Raw genomic sequence first — 21898 nt, forward strand, 5'->3', positions numbered from 1 at the left:
CCCCCTCTGGTGGGCAGGTTACCCACGTGTTACTCACCCGTGCGCCACTCAACGATCCGGTGAGTGCAAGCACTCGGTGGATCAATTGCGTACGACTTGCATGTATTAGGCACGCCGCCAGCGTTCGTCCTGAGCCAGGATCAAACTCTCATGAAAGATTGTTTGATTGCTCATTTCAAACCATTTCTGGCTTGTGTTTGTTATCCTTATTTTTAATTCCGATAACAGAATTGTTAGTTTTCATTAAGACCTAGCCGAAGCTAAATCTTAATGACCCTACACATTTGGTTCGTCTTTTTGTTCAATTTTCAAAGATCAATTTCGCCATCAAAACAGCTTTCATCTGTCGTGACAACTTCTATATATTAGCATTCAAACAGATATCATGTCAAGGAAAAATAACCATTTTATTCGATTATTTTTCCCAAACTTTTTCGATAAACTGATCTCTGCCGGAACCTGAACGATAAGCCTTATAATGGTCCGAATCTTTATGATAAAAATCTTGATGGTAATTTTCAGCAGGATAAAAAGGTGCTGCAGGTTCAATTTTAGTAACGATTGGTTTATCAAAACGTCCACTTTTTTCTAGTGCTTCTTTTGATGCTTCAGCTATGCGATGCTGCTCTTCATTACTATAGAAGATAACCGGTCTATACGAGTCGCCTCTATCACAAAATTGCCCAAACGCATCAGTTGGATCTGTTTGTTGCCAATAGACTTCGACTAACTTTTCATACGGAAACACTTCTGGATCATAGGTGATTTCCACTGCCTCAGTATGACCTGTTGTTCCCGAACATACTTCTTTATATGTTGGGTTTTTAACATGTCCACCTGTATAACCTGACACGACTGACTCTATGCCCGGTAAACTATCAAACGGCTTTACCATACACCAGAAACATCCACCAGCAAAAATTGCTTTTTCATTTGCCATTAAACGATCTCTTCCCTTCCTCAGTAACAAATTGATGGTATTCTCTAGCTTAATGACTTCATCTCAATAAGTCAATTTAACGGCTCCCTTAATAGAAGTTTCAAGAATGAATCTACACTAAGGATGCTTTGTTGTTTTATTTGATACTGTTGATGCCACCCATGTATGGTACTAAGGCTTTAGGAATAGTAACCGTTCCATCTTCTTGTTGATAGTTTTCAAGAATGGCGGCAACTGTTCTACCAACTGCTAATCCCGACCCATTTAACGTATTAAGCAACTGTACTTTCCCATCTTCACCACGGTAACGAATTTTTGCTCTTCTTGCTTGAAAGTCTGTACAATTTGAACAAGAACTAATCTCACGATAGGTATTTTGAGCTGGAATCCAAACTTCGATATCATACGTTTTTGCAGCAGAAAATCCCATATCCCCTGTGCTTAGTGCAATAACTCGGTATGGTAATTCTAAACGTTTCAAAATTTCTTCTGCGTTACCCACCATTTTTTCAAGCTCATTATATGATTCTTCTGGTTTTGCGAATTTGACCATTTCAACTTTATTGAATTGATGTAACCGAATCAAGCCACGTGTATCTCTACCAGCACTTCCAGCTTCTGAGCGGAAAGATGGGCTTAATGCTGTAAAATATATTGGAAGGTCACTCTCTGCCAAAATCTCATTCGCATAATAATTGGTCAATGGAACCTCTGCTGTTGGAATCAAGGTCATTTCTCGTTCACCCTTCATTTGAAAGGCATCTTCGCGGAATTTTGGATATTGTCCTGTCCCAAACATGGCTTCATTGGTCACAAGGTATGGTGGGATCATTTCAGTGTATCCTTGTTCATTAACATGCATATCGAGCATAAAGTTATACAATGCACGCTCAAGTCGCGCACCTAGTCCCCGATAATAAAGGAAGCGACTTCCCGACACTTTAGCTCCTCTTTCAAAATCTAAAATGTTAAGAGCTTCTCCAATCTCCCAATGCGGTTTTGGCTCGAATCCGAATTCTTTTGGAGTTCCCCACCGTCTTTGCTCTTCGTTTTGGGCCTCGTCTTCACCTACTGGCACACCTCGTCCCGGCAAGTTTGGTAATGTCACTGCTATATCATAAAATGCTTGTTCTGTATCTTCAAGATCGCGTTCTAAGTCCTTGATAGTTTGGCTAATAGTTTTCATTTCAAGGATTAGATCATCAGCAGATTCTTTTTGCCTCTTCAAAACTGCAATTTTTTCCGTCACTTGATTACGAGTTTGCTTCAGATGTTCACTTTTTTGAATTAATTCTCGTCTTTTCTCATCTAAATCACGATAATCGTTAATGGTTTGCTCGTCAACACCACGTGTCACTAAGGCTTTCTTCAAACTGTCAAAATCTTCTCTTACTAATTTGTTATCTAACATTGCTCTTCCTCCTTGTATTAAAAAAGACCATTCCATCATCCTAACAACCTCACAGCTGCTAGGGACGATAAAACGGTCGATCATCGCGGTGCCACCCTGTTTTGATCCAACTCTCTACCATTGCATAGAATGGGATCACTCTTAAACAAAATAACGGTTTGCCGCCGCAATAACTTATTCTGATAACTCAAGTTATGTGGGTCACTTCAGTTTCGTTACTGACACTCCTTATGGATTCATTAGTTTCGACCAAGTGCCTCTCACCTACCGGCGCCTCTCTTGATGGCTTCTCTAACTACTACTTAAAGAGATTGTTCATTATTGTAATGTGTTTTTTCCTATAGTTACTCTTATTATAGCGTAAGGTTCTGTACTGTCAACCTTACAAAATTGCATTTATGAATTCTCTGGCACTACTCCATAAATCTTTGACAAATTGTGAAATGACACGCCCAGCTCGTACGAATATATTGGCTTTAGCAACAGAATCACTGGCCACTGCATCGGATTCTGCTTCACTCTTTCTACCAGCAATAAAACCTAAATCATCCGTTACTGTTAGGGCAACTTTACCTAACTTTTCACCCTTCTCAATTGGCGCTTCTATCTTGCCATCGCTCGTCGTTAATCCTTTAACTGGTGTAAATACAGCTTCCAGGTCCATTTCAACCGTTCCAATTGGTGCCATCATCACCACATTCGATCCGTAAGAGATTCCGACTTCTTTTTCTTTACCCTTGATGACAGGGATACTTTTGACATGACTAACAGGATCTCCAGCATTGGCAATTGTTGTCTTCTTGAAATTCTCAAACGTAAAATCTAGTAACTGTGCTGTTGCATGAAATCTTTCCTCAGCTTCTGAAGAGCCGATAACAACAGTAATCACACGAAAATCATCTTTTTTGGCTGTTCCAGTAAAAGATGCTCCCGACCCATCTGTTGTCCCGGTCTTTAACCCGTCAACGCCTTCGTAGTAACTATCATAACCTTCTAACATATGGTTGTAACTGTGCATTTTTATTGTTGTGTTAGCATCAGCACGAAAATCGACAGTTGGTTGTGCTGTAATATCTAAGACTTCAGGAAAGTCTGTCAATAAGTGATATGCTACTGTAGCCACATCTCTAGCGGACATCTCGTTTTCAGCATCTGGATCTAAACTATCATCTTCTTTTTCAAGTCTGTATTTATTTGGTAGACCAGAAGCATTTAATAGGATAGCATCATTAATTCCCCAACCAGATACAAGGTCATTCATCTTGGTCACAAAGTATTCTTCACTACCAGCAATCAATTCAGCTAAAGCAATGGCTGATCCATTTGCTGAATAGACTAAAACACTCTCTAATAGTTCTTTAACGGTATAGACTTCATAGGCACTCAATGGCACATTTGAAAGTTCCATATTGTTACTGATTGTAGCAACATAATCACTGATTGGCACTGTGTCGTCCCAAGCAATCTGTCCTTCTTCGATTGCTTGATAAATCAAGTATACCGTGATTAGCTTCGTCATTGACGCGATTGGTAGGCGTTCGCTCCCGTTTTGATCCACTAATACTTTGCCCGTCTCAAGGTCCGCCACTAAAGCCCCCTTAGCGTCGACAGATGGGGCGTTAGCCGGCTCGGCTGCTTTAATGACAGTTGGAGTCATTACACCTAGAACAAATAGCAAAAGGCCTAGTACTGCTCGTTTGATACTTTTTTTTGATTTCAAGTCACTTTCTCCTAACTCATTTCATCATTCTTATCCATATTAGCCGAAAAAAAGAACGAGAACAATTACATCCTCGATCTTTTTTGTTTTTTTATTTAAATGACTGCCGCCACAAGTCTCTCACCATTTTCTTTTGGCTTAGATTTGACGAACGGCTTCTTCGGTCTCTGATTGATCTTTTGACTCTAATGGTAGGATCACAATAAAACGGGTTTTATCATCATCACTTGTCACTTCAATACGACCACCATGGAGCATAACGATATTTTCAGAGATGGCAAGCCCTAAACCTGACCCTCCAGTCTCGACTGACCGAGAGGCTTCTACCCGATAAAACCGATTGAACAAATGATCAATCGCTTCTTTTGGAATTTTCTCACCGTTGTTTTCTACCGTAATAAATACTTCTTTTTTTTCGTTATCAACATAATCCGAGACTTTGATATAGGTTGCATGCTCTCCATATTTCAAGGCATTTGTAATCAAATTGCTAAAAACACGGACCATCCGATCAGGATCAAGATCAATCACTAGATTGCTGTTCTCAGAGTCTAAAGTGATTGTAACTCCCTTTTTTTCAGCTTCCCACTCAAACTCTGCACAAACTTGTTCCAAAAATTTTGTGAGCACAATATTTCTTTTTTGCAAATGAGTAGCAATAGAACGAGTTGTTGTATATTCAAACAAATCATCGACCAAATGCTTCATCTGCTTTGCTTTTTTATCGGCGATATCAATGTATCGTTTGACCTCTTCTTCATTTTCAAATTGGCCATCACGCACTAATCCCAGATATCCTATTATAGAAGTCAATGGCGTCCGGATATCATGCGACACATTCGTAATCAGTTCATCCTTTGATTGTTCAATCTTACGCTCTTCGCTCATCGCCTTAACGGTGTTTTGCACCAAAGCATTAATACTGGTAACAACCTTTCCCATGTCTCCTCTTACCTGAAAAGGAATCTGGTAATCGATGTGGCCTTCAGCAATATAATGCAACTCGTCCAAAATGTGGGTAAGTTGCATTTGACGATAACGTCTAATTAAACGCCATGCTGTAATGGCTGTACCGCCTATTACAGATAACCAGGTAAAGATAATATTGTATAATTGCAGATTTCTAGGCGTTATAGACCACTGCTGTCTAATAGAATAGCTAGGCCCCAATCCAAGTAAGGGGGCTTCCAACAATTGTTTGATGATGATTTGGATGCCCAAATAAATCAAATAGATCAAAGCAATCGTAAAAACACCCTCGAAAATTAGCTCTCCAATTTCCCTTTTGGACAATTGTAGTTGCTCCATATCTACTGGAGAACGGGTATGGCTATTTTTATGATTTGATGTTGGATTATCATTTATCTTCAATCTTGTAGCCAACTCCCCAAACCGTTTCAATCACTTTATCACCATCAGTGGCTTCAGCAATTTTATCTCTCAAGTGACTGACATGGACCATGACTGTTTTAGCTGACACGATACTTTCTTGTTGCCAAACGATTTCGAAAATTTCATCTGTACTATACACACGATTGGTATGACTTGCCAACAGATAAAGAATACCAAATTCAAGTGCAGTTAATTGAATTTGTTTGCCTGTCAAAGTCGTTACTTCATGTGATGCCTTATTGATAATCAATGGCCCTACCTCTATTTGTTCAGGGGAGTCGCTTTCAGGACTGATATGACTTCTTCTCATGAGTGATTTTACACGAGCAACCACTTCTAGTGGATTGAATGGTTTCGTCACATAATCATCCGCCCCAGTTGTAAGTCCTTGAATCTTATCCATATCGGTTGATTTAGCACTAAGCATCAAAATAGGGAGCGTTGTATTCGTTTCTCTGATTTCTTTCAATACTTCGATGCCATTCTTTTTCGGCATCATGATATCTAAGATCATCATGGCGATATCAGGATACTCATTTAACTTGGCTAAAGCTTGCGCCCCATCGTAAGCTTTGATGATATCAAAATCATCATTTTTCAAGTAAATCGTCAATAAATCCACAATTTCACGATCATCATCTACAACTAATAACTTCATAATTTATATCCCCCTATTGCGTCCGTATACATTTTTTTGATAAAAGTACTCACTAGCATCTTTCTTCCTAGCATATCTCTTCCTATGTATCACACACCTACATCATACACAATTACTGCTATAATCTAAAAACGTTATCCCTAAACTTGATAAAAGTTTAAGAATTCTGTGAGAAACACCTGAATGCGTTTGAATTTTTAGTCGTAACGTGGTATTTTAGTCAATAAACAAAATCACATAACCAATCGCTAAAAATTTGAGGAGGCTTATCAACGTGACCAATTGGGACGCTAAATTTAGTAAGCAAGGGTTGACCTTTGACGATGTCCTATTAGTACCACAAGCTAGTGATGTTTTACCACACGACGTGGATCTCTCTGTAAAACTAGCTAAAAACTTGCAACTGAATATTCCTATTATGAGTGCCAGCATGGACACTGTGACAGATGCCAAAATGGCAATCTCCATAGCCCGTCAAGGTGGACTAGGTGTTATCCATAAAAATATGAGTATTGCTGATCAAGCTGAACAAGTTACAATCGTAAAACGATCTGAAAACGGTGTGATTATCAATCCTTTCTTTTTGACACCGGACCATCTCGTCAGTGATGCCGAAGATTTAATGAGTCGCTACCGTATCAGCGGCGTCCCCATTGTGGACGATCTAGTGGAGAAAAAGCTTGTCGGTATATTAACGAACAGAGATCTCCGTTTCATCACCGACTACACTATCCCAATCAAAGATGTCATGACAACTGAAAGCTTAGTGACAGCTCCAGTTGGAACATCACTAAGTCAGGCAGAAGCGATTTTGCAACAACACAAAATCGAAAAACTGCCTTTAATCGATGCAGAAGGTCATTTATCCGGTTTGATCACAATCAAAGATATTGAACGCATCATTGAGTACCCTAACTCTGCTAAAGATGAGCATGGCAGATTATTAGTGGCAGCAGCAGTAGGAATCACTTCAGATACATTTGAAAGAACTGCGGCTTTATTAGCTGCTGGAGCTGATGCCATCGTCATTGATACCGCTCATGGTCACAGTGCCGGTGTGATTCGAAAAATCAAAGAAATTAGAGCACAATTCAAAGACGCCACTCTTATTGCTGGTAACGTTGCAACTGCTGAAGCAACCCGTGCTTTATTTGAAGCTAATGTCGATGTTGTCAAAGTTGGGATCGGCCCTGGCTCTATTTGTACCACTCGTGTCGTAGCAGGCGTCGGCGTGCCACAAATCACAGCCATTTACGACTGTGCGACAGCCGCTAAAGAGTTTGGAAAAACTGTCATTGCAGATGGTGGTATCAAGTATTCTGGCGATATCGTAAAAGCTCTCGCAGCTGGTGGTCATGTAGTCATGCTCGGAAGCATGTTAGCTGGAACAGATGAATCTCCTGGCGAATTTGAAATTTTCCAAGGAAGACGTTTCAAAACCTATCGTGGTATGGGTAGCTTGGCCGCAATGGAAAAAGGATCAAGTGATCGTTACTTCCAAAGTAAAAACGAAGCCAACAAACTCGTCCCTGAAGGTATTGAAGGACGTGTTGCATATAAAGGGTCTGCCAAAGATATCCTATTCCAAATGATTGGTGGCCTACAAGCCGGAATGGGTTATGTCGGAGCAGCTAATCTGAAAGAGCTCAGAGAAAACTCTAAATTCGTTAGAATGTCTGGCGCTGGGTTGAGAGAATCGCACCCCCACGATGTCCAAATTACAAAAGAAGCCCCCAACTACTCTTCCCAATAATTTATTTTTTACAACATTTAAAACAACACTAAAAGAGCTTCGGATTGTTATATCCGAAGCTCTTTTGCTGTTAATTTTTATCTATAAGCCTATTCAAAGCCTATTCAGACTGGGTCAGAACGCACCGCCTCCGCCGCCTCCGCCGGAACCGCCACTTGATCCACCACTGAATCCACCACCACCGCCACTATAGTTACTACCACTAGAACTTGGTGTGGAGGAAGCTATAGCTGTCGCGTTAGATTGTGTCAACCGATTTTGGAACATCAAGGAACTAGCACCGTGGTAGTAATACATACTAGCTAAGTACCCTTGATCTAATTGTTCTGGAGGGATGTATGTTTCCATTGCCTTCGCAACTTTCTCTGCTTCCCCTAAAACGATGGCATAGACTAAATATTTCTCCCATAAAATAATGGAGCCCACTTCTGCCATATCAAGCGTACTGATATCCTTCAACATTTGCGTAAATGCATCCCATTTTTGTTTCTCAACTATACCTTCTTTGGTGTAATTTTTAGGATACAAGAACGAGATTACAACGTTTATCATCAGCATTGCGATTAAAATAGCCATAGAAATGAAAATATAGGGGAATATATACTGCCCAAAATCCAAGAAGTTTAGTCGCGGTACCAAGACTATTACTGCTCCAATTAGAATGGTTCCCACAAAAGCATAGCGTGAGACTTTAGCAACAAAACCACCAATGCCCTTATCACTTTTTTTGGAAGTATTCTTATCAGCAATATAGCCAAACCCTTTTGCATCACTTTTGACTTTCGTTGTAAAGGTCGTATATTTCCCTCTAAATCTCTTTTGTTTCTTCTTAGCAAAAGCTTCAACTTCATCTAAAGTAACGGTTTGACGATCACCAATTACATTAAAGTACCAATCGATCAGATGTTTCTCATAATCATCTAGTCTTTCATCGTGATCAGACAATAATGTTAAGCGATAATCTGTGTCACTAGCACCAAAAGCTTTTTTTAACTTTCCAACAGACTTTTCGATCGGTGCAATCTCAATAACATGGCGACGAACTAGATCCATGATAGTAGCTGATAATTCATCTGCCCCAACCTCTTTACCATAAACGGCAGGTTTTAATAGTGCAGGCTTGATATCACTCGGGGGCTCGAACAAATGGTCAGGAATATTTTCTTTTAAACGATTGAGGCCTTGACGCTTTTTATATAGGACATAACCATTTAGCGCAAACGTTCCTATTGCAAGGAGGGATGTCCCCCCTATTAAGAATTTTCCTATTCTAGCAGCTTTTTCTTTTTGTTCTTGCTCACGTTTGATTTGATTAGCAGTTTCTTCTGCCATTGCCCTTTCATCAGACATGATTTGATCTAGTTTGTCTTCCGCAACGACATTCGTATTAGCTTGAACAATTCTTGTTGGGAAAACAATATTGGCTTCCATAAATTGACCAGCTGGATTATAAGGAATTTTCAAAGTGACCGTTTGATTATCATCACCAATGGTAATGTCACCAGACAGTGCCCCATGAGCCCATCCCTTCAATTCACCAGACTCAACAGGCTCTGGTAATCTGATTGTTGCGGTCACATTCGACAATCCAGCTGACCAGTTACTCCCAATTAATTTTCGATTATACTGAGCTGTATCATTATAATTGATGACAAAATGAGGAAGATCATAGTCAACTTGTAAGATAACTGTCTCATCATCACCAGGAACAAAAATTTTATTCTTCCAAATCCCTGAAGCGTTCGTTTGCTCATAGGTAAAAGGTTGCTCTGAACTATTTTCAGTGGCTTCCTTGGACTCTCCACCACGTGTTATCGTCAGCTTGAAATTTTGTGGTTCTTCTGGTAAACCGTTCGTATCGAGGTCGTATAAAAGACCATTGAACTCTCCATCAAATCGATACTCATACCGTTCTTTTACCTTAGCAGTCCCATCTGGTTGAATTGCAACATCTATTGTAACGGGATCAATGTCAAAACTCGTATCTGCTTTTACTGTTGCCTGTTTGGTCAGCATAAAAAGACTGAGAACCAATGCCAGGCACCAAAACAGCTGCTTAAGTCTAACCTTCATAGCGTCACTCCTATCGGTTTGTGATCCACAATTGTCTTTAAGTGGATTTGTGCTAATGAACATAGTATTGAATGTCTACGTGTCCTGTGGTCTTTTTAGGCTTAAACTAGATTTCCTTTTTAAAGTTAGAAGATAGTCCCTCTAACATCAAAGTGTTTCTTAAACATTATTTTACCAAGAATCGCTACAGCACCGATAATAATATAGCCTGCAGCTGGCAAGGCAATGTTAAGACTAGCTGGTACAAGAAGAGGTATAGACACAATAGCTAGTAACCATACTGCCATAACACCTAGTGAAACGAGTAGATATTTGAAATAGCCTTTCTTTCCTTTTTTTCTTTCAGCAGTTGGAAGATGGTTTGATAAGACAATAATCATCAGACCACCAGCGATAAAGTTCATCAACAAGGTGATCAATCCCATTGGTTGGGCATCTTTTTGATTGATTAATAATGATATTCCAGATATCAAGGCAAATATTCCGCCTAGTAGTAAACCACCATCTACCCCTATTTGCCATGCTGGTGATTTACCATCGACATTAGTATCGCCTGTCTCACCAGAGATAATTTTTTCACTATACTCCGTCAACGTACCATAAAGTTGTCTTGCAGTGACACCACTTTTTTGCTTTTCAACCAATTCAATGACCATCGGATCAATGATAGCATCTCGTTCTGGAAGACTGTAATTTGCTGCTTCCAGAATTTTATTGAGTTCGAAGAGATATTGATCATTTCTTTTGGTCAATTGTTTCTTTGTTTCATCTATTGATTGCACTACAGTTGATTCATTTTTCTCTGATTCGGTCATTTTTTTGCCCCCCGGAAACCTAGCTTAAAACTGTCTCATTACACATTAAATCTAAATAGCATGACATCGCCATCTTGAACGACATAGTCCTTACCTTCTAATCGCACTTTTCCAGCCTCTTTGGCGCCTTGCATACCATGGTATGCTATTAGATCTTCGTAAGACACCGTTTCAGCTCTGATGAACCCTTTCTCAAAATCAGAATGGATGATTCCGGCTGCTTGCGGAGCCTTCATTCCCTTCTTAAAAGTCCATGCACGAACTTCTGGTTCTCCAGCTGTAAAATAGGTAGCAAGACCCAATAACGAATATGCCTTTTTAATCAAGGTATCTAAGCCTGATTGTGCAATACCCATTTCTTCTAAAAACAGCGACTTCTCTTCTGGCTCAAGCTCTGCTACTTCTTCTTCTACTTGGGCACAAACTGGTACAACTTCTGCCTGTTCCTTTGCAGCATACTCTTTCACTGCGTTCACAAATTTATTGCCTTCAATATCACTTAATTCATCTTCTGAAATATTGGCAATATATAAGACAGGTTTCATCGTCAGCAAGAAATAATTCTTAACAATCGGTAATTCTTCATCCGTGAAGTTGATGGATCGTGCTGGCAGACCCTCTTCCAACGTTGGCTTCAATTTATCTAAAACAGCAAGCTCGGCACTTGCTCCCTTTTCTTTAGCCTTCGCCATTTTGAATACACGAGAATAACGCTTGTCGACTGTCTCTAAGTCAGCCAATACTAATTCGAGGTTAATGGTTTCAATATCTGCGATTGGATCAATCTTTCCACTCACATGCGTTATGTTTTCATCTTCAAAACATCGCACCACATGGCAAATAGCATCTACTTGGCGGATATGACTCAAAAACTTGTTTCCTAAGCCTTCTCCTTTACTAGCACCCTTTACGATCCCTGCAATATCTGTAAATTCAAAGGTTGTTGGAACTGTTTTTTTAGGATGTACAAGTTCCGTCAATCGATCTAATCGTTCATCTGGCACTTCAACGACTCCAACATTTGGGTCGATTGTTGCAAAAGGATAATTTGCTGCCTCAACACCTGCTTTAGTTATTGCATTGAAAAGTGTCGATTTCCCGACATTTGGTAACCCAACGATTCCCGCTGTTAATGGCATTATTAGTCACTCTTTCTATGGTTAGTTAACTTAATTTCAATCAGCTGATGATAAAACGCGTTTTAGCTTACGATCAAACTCTCGTCTTGGCATCATTACTATTTGCTGACATTTTTGACATTGTATTTTGATATCCATGCCCATCCGGATTACTTTCCACTCATTAGTCTGGCAGGCATGAGGTTTTTTCATTTCAACTATATCATTCAATTGATAGTTTTTATTGACCATTACCTATCATACCTCCTCAAGATTGAACCCTTAATAATGACATGTGCATCACTGACAGACTCATCACTGACAGACTCATCCCATTATTGTCTCAATCATCTAGTTCTATTCCCAATACATCTAGGATACGCATCAAATCAGAAGACGATAAATACTCTATCTGGATTTTTCCAGAATCTTTTTGAGGTCCAGCGGGGTTGATCGAGACTGAAGTACCAAACTTATCCATCAAGCGATCTTCACTTGCTAGAATATAAGGTGATTTTTTGATTTCTTTCCGCTCTCTTTTTGGTTTTTGCTTAGGCGCATCCAAAATCGTTTGAATCAGTTCTTCTGTTTGTCTAACAGTCAATCCTTTTTTGATAATATCTTTCGTGAGGTCAACGATATCACGTTCATTGCTTAAAGCCAATAACGCTCTTGCATGACCAACAGATAATTGGTTTTCTTCTAATGCGGTTTGCGTTTTGACTGGCAATGACAATAGCCGAACAAAATTTGCAATATAGGGTCTACTTTTCCCAACCCGCATTGCGACATCCTGTTGGGTCAATTTTAATTCTTTCATCAGCGTTTGGTAGGCTTTAGCTTCTTCAATAGCATTCAAGTCTTCCCGTTGTAGATTTTCAACAACAGCTATTTGAATCATCGTTTCTTCATTATAATCACGAATAATAGCTGGAATGGTTTCTTTTTGAGCTAACTTACTAGCCCTTAGCCTTCTTTCTCCAGCAATCACATCATAACCTTTGATTGTTGATCGACGAACAATAATCGGCTGAAAAACACCATTTTCAGTAATGGAATCGGCTAACTCTTGTAGACTCGTTTCATCGAAGAGTTGCCTTGGTTGATAAGGATTAGGCCTGATATCAGACACTTTGAGAATCACAACAGATTCTTCATCATGGTTGATCTCTTCAATCGCTTCTAAAGAATCTTCATCATAGGCAGAATTGAACAATGCATCGATTCCCCGTCCTAAACCTTTATTATGTTTTTTAACCATTTGCCATCACTTCCTTAGACAAGCTCAAATAGACCTCTGCACCCTTAGATTTCGGATCATAATCAATGATTGATTGTCCATAACTTGGTGCTTCTGAAAGTCGTACATTCCTTGGAATAATCGTTTGGTAAACCTTTTCTTGAAAATACTTGATCACTTCATTTTTGACTTCCGTTCCCAGATTCGTCCGTGCATCAAACATCGTCAGTAGAACACCTTCAATTTTTAAGCGAGAATTAAAATGCTTTCGAACCATGGTAATGGTATTCATCAATTGTGATAATCCTTCAAGCGCATAATACTCACATTGGACGGGAATCAAAACCGTGTCACTTGCTGTAAATGCATTGATTGTTAAATGCCCTAACGAGGGTGGACAATCTATCAATATAAAATCATAAGTTGTTTCAAGCGATTGAATCGCCTGATTCAATCGTTGCTCCCTTTTTTGTTGCGTGGTCAACTCGATTTCAGCACCGGCCAGCTGGATGCTAGAAGGAACGACCCATAACCCTTCACGTGAAGATGGTTGAATCACGTCGACTAAGGGAACATCATTGATCAAAACGTCATAAAGATCGTCTTCTAAACTTCCACGATTGATGCCTAATCCACTAGTCGCATTTCCTTGAGGATCAGCATCGATGAGCAACACTTTTTGACCATTATACGCTAATGCGGCTCCTAAATTGACGGTCGACGTCGTCTTACCGACACCACCCTTTTGATTTGCAACTGAAATAATTCGGGTCACTGCGTTTCCTCCATTCTACCTTGATAGATCACTTGTATCCCTTTGACTCATTCCTTACACGATTGACTAAAAATCGCAATAATTCTACTATATCGTACCAAAAAAAAAGAAGATAAACCATAGAGGTTGTAGCACAAGCGTTCAACTTTATGCCATAAGGCAAGATAGCAGAAAATTTGTAATTTTTGAGCTAGATTGACTTATGGACGAAAAGTTGCTTGGGCTACACCGTTTAATAGAGGTTGTTCAATCAGCGCTTAGCTTCGAGAGATAAGGAAAGCTACCTGAAAATTTTTAATTTTCAAGGGAGATTAACTTATAGTCGAAGAAGCTGATGATTGAACACCGTTTAATAGAGGTTGTAGCACAAGCTCCTTCTTTTACCCAAATAGCGACCTATCTGAAAACAAGACCTTAAAAAACTGTGACATAGCCGTTGTCACAGTTTTACTAAGCGAAAGTTTTCTTCATATGATGATTGGGCCTATCTCTTTACACTAACATCATCCATCTAACTACTTTATCCATATACTTTACCTTACAACATTACCAACTATCTAGCACAACCACTAGTTCATCACTAACATTACTCAGTTGTAACAATATCATAAACCAATGGTGGTAACTCTGGTTTTTCCCCAATTTCAATCGTGCCATACAACTTATCTTCTACTTCTGAAACATCTTCTCGGTTACTATAAATTGTTAGAAGAGACTCGCCAGCAGTGACATGATCACCGATTCTTTTGTGCATCACGAGACCAACACCATAATCGATTTCGTCATCCTTAACAGCTCTGCCTGCTCCTAATAGCATCGCAGCAAGGCCAATTTGCTCAGCATCTTTAATATTGACGTACCCACTCGTAGTTGCCGGTAAATCAAATTGATAGGTTGCTTGTGGTAAGAAGTCGTAAGTCGTCACTACTTCTTCATTACCGCCTTGTGCCTTGATCAATTTTTGAAACTGTTCAAGTGCTTTTCCACTTGTAATCTGTTCTTTTAACAGTTGCTTAGCCTCAGCTACTGTAGTAGCTTTTTGAGCTAATACAACCATTTGTGCTCCAAGTTCAAACGCAAGATCTGTTAAAGCTTTAGGCCCTTTCCCCTTCAAAACCTCTATGGCTTCGATAACTTCCAGGGCATTACCAACTGCATTTCCTAATGGTTGCGACATATCTGAGATGACAGCCACTGTTTTCCGACCAGCATCATTACCAATTTGTACCATCGCCTCAGCAAGTTTCCGAGCCTCTTCTGGTGTCTTCATAAAGGCACCAGACCCTACTTTGACATCTAAGCAAATAGCATCAGATCCAGCCGCTATTTTTTTACTCATGATTGAACTTGCAATCAACGGGATACTCCCCACTGTTGCCGTCACGTCTCTTAGGGCATATAATTTCTTATCGGCAGGAGTCAAATTACCTGTTTGTCCTACAATCGCGATTTTATCACGATTGACATGAGCAATGAACTCTTTAGTCGTCAACTCAATATGAAATCCTGGGATTGATTCTAGTTTGTCGATTGTCCCACCTGTGTGGCCTAGGCCTCTACCAGACATCTTGGCAACTGGAATCCCCAACGAAGCTACTAGTGGACCTAACACGAGCGTCGTCGTGTCCGCTACACCACCAGTTGAATGTTTATCCACTTTGACACCATTGATTTTTGAAAGATCGATAGTATCTCCCGACTTGACCATTGCTCTTGTGAGCCATAAACGTTCATCAGGCGTCATATCTTTAAAATAGATTGCCATGAGCAAAGCACTCATTTGATAGTCTGGAATAGTTTCTTCGGTATACCCTTTGATCAAAAAGTCAATTTCCTGTTTCGTCAATGCTTTTCCGTGTTGCTTCTTCTCAATCAATTCAACGACGCGCATAATGACTCTCCTTAGTTATTCTCTTTGGCCTCTTCTAAAACGATTTGAACGCCAGCACTTGCACCAATCCTGGTTGCACCAGCTGCAATCATATCACGTGCTTCTGACAAGTTATGGACACCACCTGAGGCCTTGACCCCTACAGTATCAGGGACAGCTGCACTCATGATTTTGACTGCTTCAATAGTCGCGCCGCCAGTCGAGAATCCAGTAGACGTCTTCACGAAATCTGCTCCTGCTTTTACTGCCAATTCGCTAGCCTTTTTTATCTCTTCATCTTTCAATAGACAAGTCTCTAAAATAACCTTGACCACTGCTTTATGATTACTAGCTTCAACAACGGCACGAATGTCTTTTTCAACGGTGTCGTAGTCATGGTCGATCATTGCCCCAATGTTTATAACCATATCGATTTCTTGTGCCCCATTATTGATAGCATCGGTAGCTTCAAAAGCTTTAACTGTAGTCGTGTTGGCTCCCAGAGGAAATCCAATAACCGTACAGACTAAGACATTTGAGTCTTTTAGTTGCTCACTAGCATAGTTGACCCAAAACGGATTGACGCAAACAGAAGCAAATTGATACTGTTTTGCTTCTGCGATTAATTGGTCTATTTGCTTCTTCGTCGTATTGGGTTTAAGAGCTGTATGATCAACAAAACTTGCAATAGTTGTCATGTTAATTTCTCACCTTTCATCGTGTCTTTAAACTGTCATTAGAAACTAGAATCACATCATCATACGATAGGGTTTCTATTTGGTTTGCCGGCTTGTCTTGGATACTTTCGGGGTGTTTTTTTAACTTTTTCAATCAAAATGATATCTCTATCACTGTGGTCGCTAGGTAAGGTCAAAGAAACGCTTTTAACAACTTTTCCGCCTAAAACTGTGATTGCTTTTTGAGCCATAAGTTCTTCCTCTTGTGCCTTTGCCCCTTTTAATGCTGCAAAATGACCGGATACCCGAGCAAACGGCAAACAGAGTTCTGCCAACACATTCAATCGTGCGACTGCTCTTGCAGTCACTAGATCAAATCTTTCTCGTAGTAGCGGGTCTTGACCTGCATCTTCTGCTCTTTGATGGATTAACGTCACATCTTCCAGCCCCAAGTCATCACTTAACTCTTTTAGGAATGTAATCCGCTTATTTAAAGAATCAACGATTGTAACTTTCAAATGAGGAAAAACGATTTTCAGTGGGATACTCGGAAAACCAGCTCCCGCTCCAACATCCATGATAGTCGAAACCTGAGATAGGTCCATCACAGCAGTCAAAGATAAAGAATCATAAAAATGCTTTTCATACACTTCTGATTGATCAGTAATGGCAGTCAAATTGATTTTCCCATTCCAAGTCGTTAGTAAGTCATAATAACGGTCAAACTGTTCCAACTGTTTATCTGTTAGGTCGATCTGCCAGTTTTGTGCAATCATTTCGGTGAATTGCAACTCATCCATTCGTGGCACTCCTTCTCCTGTGACATCCTTCTCTTGTCTTATTATCTATCTTACCTTATTTTACTTTAGCGATTCTACCTTGTTCAACATAAATCATCAAAACAGAGATATCAGCTGGGTTAACGCCACTGATTCGACTTGCTTGAGCGATTGTTTCAGGTTGAATCAATTTTAGCCGTTGCTTAGCTTCAGTCGCTAGTCCGTTGATGGCATCGTAATCGATATGTTCAGGTATTTTCTTTTCTTCCATTCGTTTGAGCTTCTTCACTTTTTCGATGGCTTTAGCGATATATCCTTCATATTTGACTTGTATCTCGACTTGTTCCTTTTCTTCAACAGTCAACGTCTCACTACTAGGAGCAAATTCCAACAAACGGTCATAGCTTATTTCTGGTCGTTTCAACAATTCACTGAATAGTATGCCATCTTTTAAAGGAGCTGATCCAATTTCAGTCAAGTAGTTACTAACTGGATCGTTAGGTTTAAAGCGAAATTGTGTAATACGCTTTAATTCTGCTTTGATTGCAGCTTTTTTCTCACAGAAGTTGGCATACCGTTGATCATCAATCATTCCTAGCTCGTGGCCCTTTTCGGTCAATCTGAGATCTGCATTATCATGCCGTAAAAGTAACCGATATTCAGCACGAGATGTCAACAAACGGTATGGTTCCGTTGTTCCTTTTGTGACAAGGTCATCAATCATCACACCAATATAGGCATCACTTCTCTTAAGAATAAACGGCTCTTTATCTTGGGCCTTGAGTGCAGCGTTGATGCCTGCCATAATACCCTGCCCAGCAGCTTCTTCATAGCCTGACGTCCCATTCATTTGTCCGGCAGTAAACAAGGCGTTTATCCGTTTTGTCTCGAGTGATGGACGTAGTTGATGTGGAATCATCACGTCATATTCAATCGCATAACCCGGTCGCATCATCTTAACTTGTTCAAGACCTGGAACACTCTTGATCATTTCTACTTGTATTTCTTCAGGTAGCGACGTTGATAAACCTTGAAGGTACACTTCATCTGTCATTTCACCTTCCGGTTCCAAAAAGATTTGGTGTCTTGGCTTATCACTAAACCGAACGATTTTATCTTCAATTGAGGGACAATACCTAGCTCCAACACCTTCTACGATGCCGGTAAACATTGGTGCACGATCTAGGTTTTCTCGAATAATCTCATGTGTTTCTTCTGTGGTATAGGTCAACCAACATGGAACTTGGTCTGTGCGATAGCTTTCTAAATCGGAGGTAAAGCTGAAAAGATGTGGTTCAACATCTCCAGGTTGTATCTCCGTCTTAGAATAATCAATCGTATTGCCGTGAACGCGCGGTGGCGTCCCTGTCTTAAACCTTGCTAACTCAAAACCAAGTTCTAATAGATGTTCCGACAATTTGATACTTGGTTGGCTATTATTAGGACCGGAAGAATACTTTAGCTCTCCAATAATAATTTGCCCTCTAGAAGAGGTTCCAGCAGTCAAAACAACTGCTTTTGACCGATAGATCGCACCTGTGTGGGTAATAATACCTCGGGCGGTTCCTTCTTCAATCACAAGACGTTGTGCAATGCCTTGTTTTAAGTCTAGATGGTCCTCTAACTCGATTGTATGTTTCATTGTTTGGGCATACAGAGCCTTATCTGCTTGTGCCCTGAGTGCCCTAACAGCTGGTCCTTTACCAGTATTCAATAAACGCATTTGAATATAGGTTTTATCGATATTTCGGCCCATTTCACCACCTAGGGCATCGATTTCTCTTACAACAACGCCTTTAGCTGGTCCACCTATGGAAGGATTACAAGGCATAAACGCCAACATCTCCAAATTAAGGGTCAACAATAGCGTATTTTGCCCCATTCGAGCACTCGCAAGAGCTGCTTCACATCCGGCATGTCCGGCCCCAACGACAATCACATCATAAGATCCTGCTTCATATGTTCTCATTTTTTCACCTATTTTCCTAAACAAAATTGACTAAACAATTGTGTCAACAACTCATCTTGAACACTTTCGCCTGTTATTTCACCAAGTAAGTCCCAAGCCCTGGTAAAATCGATTTGAATCAAATCTACTGGTACTTGCTGCTCACAGGCATTCAATACCTCATCAAGACATTTATCTGCCTTCTTCAAGAGATCGATATGTCTAACATTTGAGATATAAGTCGCATCTCTTTCTGCGATCTTACCATCCATAAAGAGATCCATAATACTTTTTTCTAATGCATCGATGCCAACTTGTTCAAGCATGGAGGTTTCGATTACTTGATCAGTGGTCACCAATAGTAACTCTAGCTGTACACGATCCAACTGTTGGGTTAGATCCGTCTTATTCAATAAGATTAGTCTTTTCTTGTCTGCTGTGGCAGCAATCAAGGCCCTATCTGATTCACTTAACGGTTCTGAACGATTGAGGAGCAGTAATACTAAGTCTGCTTCTTCTAAAGCTTTACGACTACGGGCCACACCAATTTGCTCTACAACATCAGTTGTCTCCCGAATTCCTGCTGTATCAACTAGCTCTAGTGGAATACCATTGATAGTGATTGTCTCCTCAATCGTATCTCTGGTGGTCCCGGCAACTTCCGTCACGATTGCTTTCTCTTCTTGAATCAAATTATTCAATAAACTCGATTTTCCGACATTAGGTCGTCCAATGATAGCCGTTTTAATCCCGTCTCTGATGATTCTTCCTTGTCGAGATTGTTTCAGTAGTTCAGCAATCCGTTCCTTGATGTGCTTAGCCGTATGACTGAGTGCTGTAAGTGAGATATCTTCCGCATCGTCATATTCAGGATAATCGATTGTCACTTCTACTTGAGCTAGTGTCTGTAACATCTCCTGTCTAAGGTCTTTGATTTTACTTGATAATCGGCCACTCAATTGGCCCATTGCAAGATCCATCGCTCGATCGCTCTTCGCTTTGATCAAATCCATCACTGCTTCTGCTTGAGAAAGGTCTATCCTACCGTTTAAGAATGCTCGTTTTGTAAACTCACCTGGTTCCGCTAACCTAGCACCCGCATCTAACAAATTTTCTAAAATGCGTTTTACCGCTTGATTGCCACCATGACAATTGATTTCTATAACGTCTTCACGCGTGAACGTTTTTGGAGCTCTCATCACACTGACCATCACTTCGTCAATATCTTGTCCTAAATCATTGCTGACAACTTTTCCGTAATTGATTGTATGGCTCTTTACAGCCGATAATGACTGATGGTGCACTAAACGCACAATGTGATTGCATATGGTTATTGCATCCGGACCACTCACACGTACGATTCCAATAGCCCCTTCGCCAAGTGCCGTTGAGATAGCTGCAATTGTATCTACTTCATTGATCATTTTGGTCCTCCTTTTTGTTATTTTATAAACCGTTGACTAAGACCGAGATTCTTGATACTCAGTATCTCATTGCCTCATTGTCTTGATACTTATTATCTGTTGAATACAAGAGTTTAAAACTCATAGCACCATTTCCAATAAAAAAAGTGCATACTACTCCCTTATATGGGAGTGTACACACTTTGACTGTGAAAACTCTGTTTTATTATACCGAAAAAAAGCATAATTGCAACGTTTAGACGCTACTTTCCCAATTTTTCGCTATTACTTTTAGCTACTGCCTTATCTTCTTGACCCATCACTCAGTCGATAGCTATCAACATCAAAAGTCACCAAAAAATCACCGAAAAGGAACACTCAAGAATTGTTGACAGTTGACAAACTATTTTTTTAAATCACTTTCAATACGTTGAATGCGTTCCTTAGTGAAGAAGACATTCGAAGAGTTTTGTTGTAAGCGATAGACGACTTGAGATCCTGTCATATCTTCAAGCGCATCCTCACTCATCCCCATTTCGAACAAGGTATTTCCGCGTTCGTATAGTACCTCTCCAAGATGATAAATCGATTCCTTTGCCACTAATAGATCGATACAATCGGTTAGAGTTTTGATTGCTTCACCATTGCGGTGGAGCAGATGCTGATTTCGTCCTAAATGGTACATAATGTCAACATTCAAACGAAAATCATCTAATTTTTTGCTCACGAGCTGTGCTCGCTTCAAATAAGAGGTTGCTTTTAACTCATCATTTATTTTGGTATATATGACACCAATCGAATAAGCAACAAAGGCTTCTAATTTTCGATTTTCAATGGCTGTTGCCTTGTCAAGCAACTCTGTTAATTGGCTTATACTTTCTTCATGATCATGATCGATATAAAAGACTAACTGACTATCTACCCAATGATAAAACAGAACTTCTAATTCTGACAGATCTGTTCTTTTTAACTCGGTTTGGATAATTGCTTGTAGTGATAAATAGTCTTGACCACATAACATTGCTAAAATCTGACGTTGATTGTGAACAAATAACTTTTTATCTGCAATATCTGATTCATTAAAAAAAGACTGAATTGGCAAACCAAGCCGCTGTGATATTTTGTAAAGAATATCAGTTCCTAACCCAATCTCCCCTTTTTCAACTCTGGAGATCAAGGTCTGACTACAAATATCTTGAGCAAGCTCCTTTTGCGACATATGTCGCTTCTGTCGTTCTATCTTTATACGATTGCCAATCTGCATTGCTTCAACTCCTTTACTAAAACACATAATGATATTTTAAATCAGAAAAAGCGTTTTAGCAA

At 39.9% G+C, this 21898-nt stretch carries 18 protein-coding genes, 1 rRNA gene and 1 other annotated feature; of the genes, 1 reads left to right on the plus strand and 18 read right to left on the minus strand.

All coding sequences use genetic code 11. The annotated features are described in order from the left end of the window. The 6 genes from H541_RS0104115 to H541_RS0104140 all read right to left on the minus strand — a co-directional run. Positions 1-156, minus strand: a 16S ribosomal RNA gene (locus tag H541_RS0104115); the annotation flags it as partial. 259 nt (positions 157-415) lie between these two features. Then, positions 416-940: a peptide-methionine (S)-S-oxide reductase MsrA gene (gene msrA, locus H541_RS0104120; protein ID WP_022796077.1), complete on the minus strand. Its 525-nt coding sequence runs from the start codon at positions 938-940 to the stop codon at positions 416-418. A 136-nt stretch (positions 941-1076) separates the two neighbouring features. Beyond that, a complete protein-coding gene (serS, locus tag H541_RS0104125) occupies positions 1077-2351 on the minus strand; it encodes a serine--tRNA ligase (protein WP_022796078.1) in 1275 nt (424 codons plus the stop codon). Between the two features lie 57 nt (positions 2352-2408). Beyond that, positions 2409-2672 (minus strand) — a binding site (T-box leader). 61 nt (positions 2673-2733) lie between these two features. Beyond that, positions 2734-4071, minus strand: a complete 1338-nt coding sequence (locus H541_RS0104130) for a serine hydrolase (RefSeq protein WP_022796079.1) — start codon at positions 4069-4071, stop codon at positions 2734-2736. A 138-nt stretch (positions 4072-4209) separates the two neighbouring features. Beyond that, entirely contained in the window at positions 4210-5442 is a 1233-nt protein-coding gene (locus tag H541_RS0104135) for a sensor histidine kinase (RefSeq protein ID WP_240470895.1), read from the minus strand. Continuing rightward, positions 5429-6121 carry a response regulator transcription factor gene (locus H541_RS0104140; protein WP_022796080.1) on the minus strand — a complete coding sequence of 231 codons (693 nt, stop codon included), beginning with the start codon at positions 6119-6121 and terminating at the stop codon, positions 5429-5431. Before H541_RS0104140 ends, H541_RS0104135 begins: the two co-directional genes overlap by 14 nt. A gap of 274 nt (positions 6122-6395) precedes the next feature. Between H541_RS0104140 and guaB the strand changes: the two genes are divergently transcribed. Beyond that, positions 6396-7874, plus strand: a complete 1479-nt coding sequence (guaB, locus tag H541_RS0104145; RefSeq protein ID WP_022796081.1) for an IMP dehydrogenase — start codon at positions 6396-6398, stop codon at positions 7872-7874. A gap of 114 nt (positions 7875-7988) precedes the next feature. On the opposite strand, the gene H541_RS0104150 is transcribed toward guaB, so the two are convergent. From H541_RS0104150 to H541_RS0104205, 12 genes are all read right to left on the minus strand, one after another. Further along, positions 7989-9947, minus strand: a complete 1959-nt coding sequence (locus H541_RS0104150) for a DUF2207 domain-containing protein (protein WP_022796082.1) — start codon at positions 9945-9947, stop codon at positions 7989-7991. Positions 9948-10072: 125 nt separating this feature from the next. Then, positions 10073-10762 carry a DUF1129 domain-containing protein gene (locus tag H541_RS0104155; protein ID WP_022796083.1) on the minus strand — a complete coding sequence of 230 codons (690 nt, stop codon included), beginning with the start codon at positions 10760-10762 and terminating at the stop codon, positions 10073-10075. Between the two features lie 38 nt (positions 10763-10800). Then, the gene (ychF, locus tag H541_RS0104160; protein WP_022796084.1) at positions 10801-11901 is read right to left on the minus strand and encodes a redox-regulated ATPase YchF; all 1101 of its coding nucleotides are present in this window, start codon (positions 11899-11901) and stop codon (positions 10801-10803) included. Between the two features lie 36 nt (positions 11902-11937). Next, a complete protein-coding gene (locus H541_RS0104165; protein ID WP_022796085.1) occupies positions 11938-12132 on the minus strand; it encodes a DUF951 domain-containing protein in 195 nt (64 codons plus the stop codon). 91 nt (positions 12133-12223) lie between these two features. Next, complete coding sequence (locus tag H541_RS0104170; protein WP_022796086.1) at positions 12224-13141, minus strand: ParB/RepB/Spo0J family partition protein; 918 nt, start codon at positions 13139-13141, stop codon at positions 12224-12226. Next, complete coding sequence (locus H541_RS0104175; protein ID WP_022796087.1) at positions 13134-13895, minus strand: ParA family protein; 762 nt, start codon at positions 13893-13895, stop codon at positions 13134-13136. The genes H541_RS0104170 and H541_RS0104175 overlap by 8 nt, the downstream gene beginning before the upstream one ends. 586 nt (positions 13896-14481) lie before the next feature. Continuing rightward, positions 14482-15786, minus strand: coding sequence for a pyrimidine-nucleoside phosphorylase (locus tag H541_RS0104180; RefSeq protein WP_022796088.1), 1305 nt, complete (start codon positions 15784-15786; stop codon positions 14482-14484). 11 nt (positions 15787-15797) lie between these two features. Next, on the minus strand, positions 15798-16463 hold the full coding sequence (deoC, locus tag H541_RS0104185; protein WP_022796089.1) for a deoxyribose-phosphate aldolase: 666 nt from the start codon (positions 16461-16463) through the stop codon (positions 15798-15800). Between the two features lie 59 nt (positions 16464-16522). Next, positions 16523-17242 (minus strand): 16S rRNA (guanine(527)-N(7))-methyltransferase RsmG, encoded by a 720-nt coding sequence (gene rsmG / locus H541_RS0104190; protein ID WP_022796090.1) that lies wholly within the window; start codon positions 17240-17242, stop codon positions 16523-16525. 55 nt (positions 17243-17297) lie between these two features. After that, the gene (mnmG, locus tag H541_RS0104195) at positions 17298-19190 is read right to left on the minus strand and encodes a tRNA uridine-5-carboxymethylaminomethyl(34) synthesis enzyme MnmG (RefSeq protein WP_022796091.1); all 1893 of its coding nucleotides are present in this window, start codon (positions 19188-19190) and stop codon (positions 17298-17300) included. 8 nt (positions 19191-19198) lie between these two features. Continuing rightward, on the minus strand, positions 19199-20593 hold the full coding sequence (mnmE, locus tag H541_RS0104200; RefSeq protein WP_022796092.1) for a tRNA uridine-5-carboxymethylaminomethyl(34) synthesis GTPase MnmE: 1395 nt from the start codon (positions 20591-20593) through the stop codon (positions 19199-19201). A 382-nt stretch (positions 20594-20975) separates the two neighbouring features. Further along, the gene (locus H541_RS0104205; protein ID WP_022796093.1) at positions 20976-21836 is read right to left on the minus strand and encodes a helix-turn-helix domain-containing protein; all 861 of its coding nucleotides are present in this window, start codon (positions 21834-21836) and stop codon (positions 20976-20978) included. Between the last annotated feature and the right edge of the window lie 62 nt (positions 21837-21898).

It is taken from the genome of Bavariicoccus seileri WCC 4188, from assembly GCF_000421665.1.
GTDB classification, from domain to species: domain Bacteria; phylum Bacillota; class Bacilli; order Lactobacillales; family Aerococcaceae; genus Bavariicoccus; species Bavariicoccus seileri.